Here is a 3698-nt window from a genome sequence, read left to right as displayed (position 1 = left end):
TTCCTACCCTTACCAGTTTCTACTATAGTCTCACTGACTGGAATATCAATAGAAGGGTGATTTCCTTCATTGGAATGGAAAACTTCAGAGAACTCTTCGCTGATGTCAAGTTTCGCTCAACCCTGAAAAACACCTTGACGTACTCATTCAGTGTAACACTTACCAGAAATTTCCTCGGGTTGTTCCTGGCAGTGCTCCTGAATAATGCCCGTTTGAAAGGAAGGAATCTCTTTAGAACCGTTATCTTCCTTCCGTTTGTGATATCACCGGTGGTCATCGGTTATCTATTCACTGCAATCTATAATCCTGCTCATGGAATCCTCAACCAAGCACTGAGAACCATAGGGATGGGATTCCTCGCAAATGACTGGCTCAACGATCCATCCATTGCACTGTTTTCCACCATCATGACAGATGTTTGGAGAACTACAGGGTTCAGCATGGTGATCTATTTAGCAGGACTGCAGGCAATTCCCCATGACCTCTATGAGAGCGCCGATATCGATGGTGCCAATGGGTTCTGGAAGCTGACCAATGTCACCCTCCCCTTGCTTGCCCCTTCGATCACCATCAACATTGTGCTTGCACTTATTGGAACCATGAAAGTATTCGTTATGATCTTGGTACTTACCAATGGAGGCCCCGGTTATGCAACTGAGGTTATGAATACCTACATCATGAGTATGTTCAGCCTTGGGCTCTATGGTATGGGAACGGCAGCAAACATCATTCTAAGCCTCTTAATCATTATTGTCGGGTTACCTGTTCTATTGCTACTGAAGAGGAGGGAGATTGAGCTATGACCATTTCTAGAAAAACCTATTCACTCTTCCTCTATCTGCTATGTATCGCTTTGTCGGTGGTCATCCTGGTGCCATTTGCCATGATGCTGGTAAACTCATTCAAGGATATGCGAGAGTCGGCTCTCTTCCGCCTGACGCTGCCAGAAGCCCCAACACTTGAGAACTATGTGAACGTACTCTCCAAATCCTATTTCTGGAGAGGGCTACGAAATAGTCTCATTATAACGTCGATTGCTACCTTCCTGGTCAATGCATCGGCAGCAATGGCTGCATTCGTTATTCAACGAAAACAAGGGAAGATGGGAAACTGGTTGTATTTTGCCCTTTTTGGCGGAATTATTGTACCTGTATCCATTATCCCCACTATTCAGCTGATGATGCAGACTAGGATCCATAACACCTATTTAGGTATTATTCTCTTCTATACAGCCATCAACCTTCCGTTCTCCGTCTTCTTGCTTACCGGGTTCATGAAAACGGTTCCTCGTGAGATTGATGAAGCAGCACTTATCGAGGGATGCAGCTACCCAAAAATGTTTCTCTTGCTTATCGTGCCTCTTCTGAGAACACCGTTGGTAACAAGCACCATCGTTACCGTTACCAATGTCTGGAATGACTTCCAGGCCCCGTTCTACTTGATAAGTGACAGCAAGAAATGGCCGATCGTCATCAGTATTTACAACTTTGTCTCCCAGTATTATACAAACTGGGGAACCGTCTTTGCATTTATGATGATGGCTGTTCTCCCTGTCCTCATCGTCTATGCATTACTACAAAAACATATCATCGCCGGACTTACCTCCGGAGCGGTGAAAGGTTAGGAGTCTTTTTCATGGAACATCAGCACTACGGAACACACGCCTCACTCGAGAACCAACCAATGCACAGCACACACTGGAGTGGAGGATTCTGGCAAGAGCAGTTTACTGGTATCTCTAAGAACATTCTCCCAAACATCTATCACCTGTTCGATTCGGATGATATCAGTCACTGCCTTGCAAACTTCCGAATTGCTGCTGGGCTGCAAGAGGGCTCCCACCAGGGGCCTCCATTTGCAGATGGTGATTTCTACAAATGGCTTGAGGGAGCTTCCTATATCTATGGAGTAACCAAAGATGCTGACTTGAAGCAACTAATTGATCAGTCAATCAAGCTCATAGCAAGCGTACAGCGTGAGGATGGCTATATCTTTACCCAGTACTCAATCCGCCTCAAGCAAGGAGAGGATGCTCAGAAACTGGGAAATAGCTTGAACTTTGAAGCGTACAATCTTGGGCACCTTATCACCGCTGGGTGTGTTCATTTCATGAGCACAGGAGAGAAATCTTTGCTTGATCTTGGCATCAAGGCCGCATCCTGCCTGAAGTCCCTTTTTGAAGAAGCGGAGCGAAACGATTCTGCCAAGACAGCCATTTGCCCCTCCCATTACATGGCACTCATCGACCTTTATAGAATCACAGGAGACAAGACACATCTTGAGACAGCTGAATTAGCCATTCGCCTCCGTGACCAGGTAAAGAACGGCACCGATGACAACCAAGATCGAATCAAGCTCTCTGAACATGATGAGATGTTGGGACATGCGGTGAGGGCTACCTACCTGTATGGCGGGGTTGCCGACTTGTATGCAGAACTTGGGAATGAAAGCCACAGAGCTATGCTGGAACGTGTATGGGAGAGTGAAGAGTACACCAAGATGTATATCAACAGCGGTTGTGGGGCGCTCTATGACGGAGTCTCCCCATCAGGGTATGCCGGCGACCATCCCAATCTCCAGAGGACACACCAATCATATGGACGTCCTTATGAACTACCAAATCTTACAGCCTACAATGAGACCTGTGCAACCATAGGTAATATTTTCCTGAATTGGAGAATGTTCAAACTCAATGAACAAGCAGTACATGCTGATAGAATCGAGCAATCCTTCTACAACCTTATCCTTGCATCGAAAAGCTTGGATGGAAAGCGATATTTCTACTCGAATCCCCTTGAAAGAGAGCAAGAACCACTCCCCTTCCACCTAAAGTGGGACCGCACCCGCAGCGAGTATCTATCTTCGTTCTGCTGCCCCCCGAACATGTTCAGGATACTTTCTGAAAGCAGTGAATACACCTACGCTTTAAGAGAGGACGGTATTTACACTGGTATGTATGGCGATTGTAAATCACATTTCCAGATAGGTGGTAAAGAGGTACTTTTGCGGCAAGAAACAAACTATCCTTTGGATGGTATAATCCGTTTTACGTTTGAACAAGAGAAATCTGTGGATTGTACCCTGTACGTTCGTATTCCTTCTTGGGTAAAAAACGGTACGCTCGGGGATCGCAGGCTGGGTAGCAAGGATGCCAACAGCTATATTCCGGTATCCGGCTCCTGGAAGGCTGGTGATGAAATCATCCTGGAGTTGGACATGCAACCACGATTAGTCTTGGCTCATCCTCTGGTTGAAGCATCGAAAATGCAAGTAGCAGTAATGCGAGGTCCAGTACTCTATTGTAGTGAAGAGATTGATAACAATAACTCATATTGGCCAGGTCTTGGACTGAAGAGTACTGCTCAATTCAGCGAGATGGTTACTACCATAGGATCGACAGAAGTACTTTGCCTTGAAAGTGAGGATGGTATTTCCTATCAGTCACTCGACTGGAGTGAGAAGGGGCTCTATCAAGACCTACCATCTTTGCAGGCAATTCCCACCAAGATCAGACTGATACCCTACTATGCATGGGACAATCGTGGCCTTGGTGGCATGAAGATCTGGCATCCTCTCTATGTATAAGAGAGGATAGCAACACCACGTGGTGGAAGGTCAATTCGAGATCCTTCCACCTTTTTTTGTGTCAGTACATCAATAAGATTCTTTGCATCAGGAAGAGCGATAGTCGTTTCCTC

General features: G+C 46.0%; 3 protein-coding genes. All 3 read left to right on the top strand.

Going from position 1 to position 3698, the window contains the following annotated elements:
• On the top strand, positions 1 to 803 hold an 803-nt coding region (locus JF818_RS03945), incomplete at its 5' end, for a carbohydrate ABC transporter permease (RefSeq protein WP_198890679.1).
• Positions 800 to 1624, top strand: a complete 825-nt coding sequence (locus JF818_RS03940) for a carbohydrate ABC transporter permease (protein ID WP_198890678.1) — start codon at positions 800 to 802, stop codon at positions 1622 to 1624. The genes JF818_RS03945 and JF818_RS03940, both read left to right, overlap by 4 nt.
• 11 nt (positions 1625 to 1635) lie before the next feature.
• Positions 1636 to 3585 carry a glycoside hydrolase family 127 protein gene (locus tag JF818_RS03935; protein ID WP_198890677.1) on the top strand — a complete coding sequence of 650 codons (1950 nt, stop codon included), beginning with the start codon at positions 1636 to 1638 and terminating at the stop codon, positions 3583 to 3585.
• The last annotated feature ends 113 nt before the right edge of the window (positions 3586 to 3698 follow it).

The sequence above is a fragment of the Sphaerochaeta sp. S2 genome (assembly GCF_016406725.1).
GTDB lineage: Bacteria > Spirochaetota > Spirochaetia > Sphaerochaetales > Sphaerochaetaceae > Sphaerochaeta.
Note: the sequence above shows the minus strand (reverse complement) of the source record. Positions and strands in the feature narration are given on the sequence as shown.

Excerpts from the sequence above, each read along its gene's own strand:
- JF818_RS03940 (WP_198890678.1), top strand. The coding sequence starts at position 800 with ATGACCATTTCTAGAAAAACCTATTCACTCTTCCTCTATCTGCTATGT.
- JF818_RS03935 (WP_198890677.1), top strand. The coding sequence starts at position 1,636 with ATGGAACATCAGCACTACGGAACACACGCCTCACTCGAGAACCAACCA.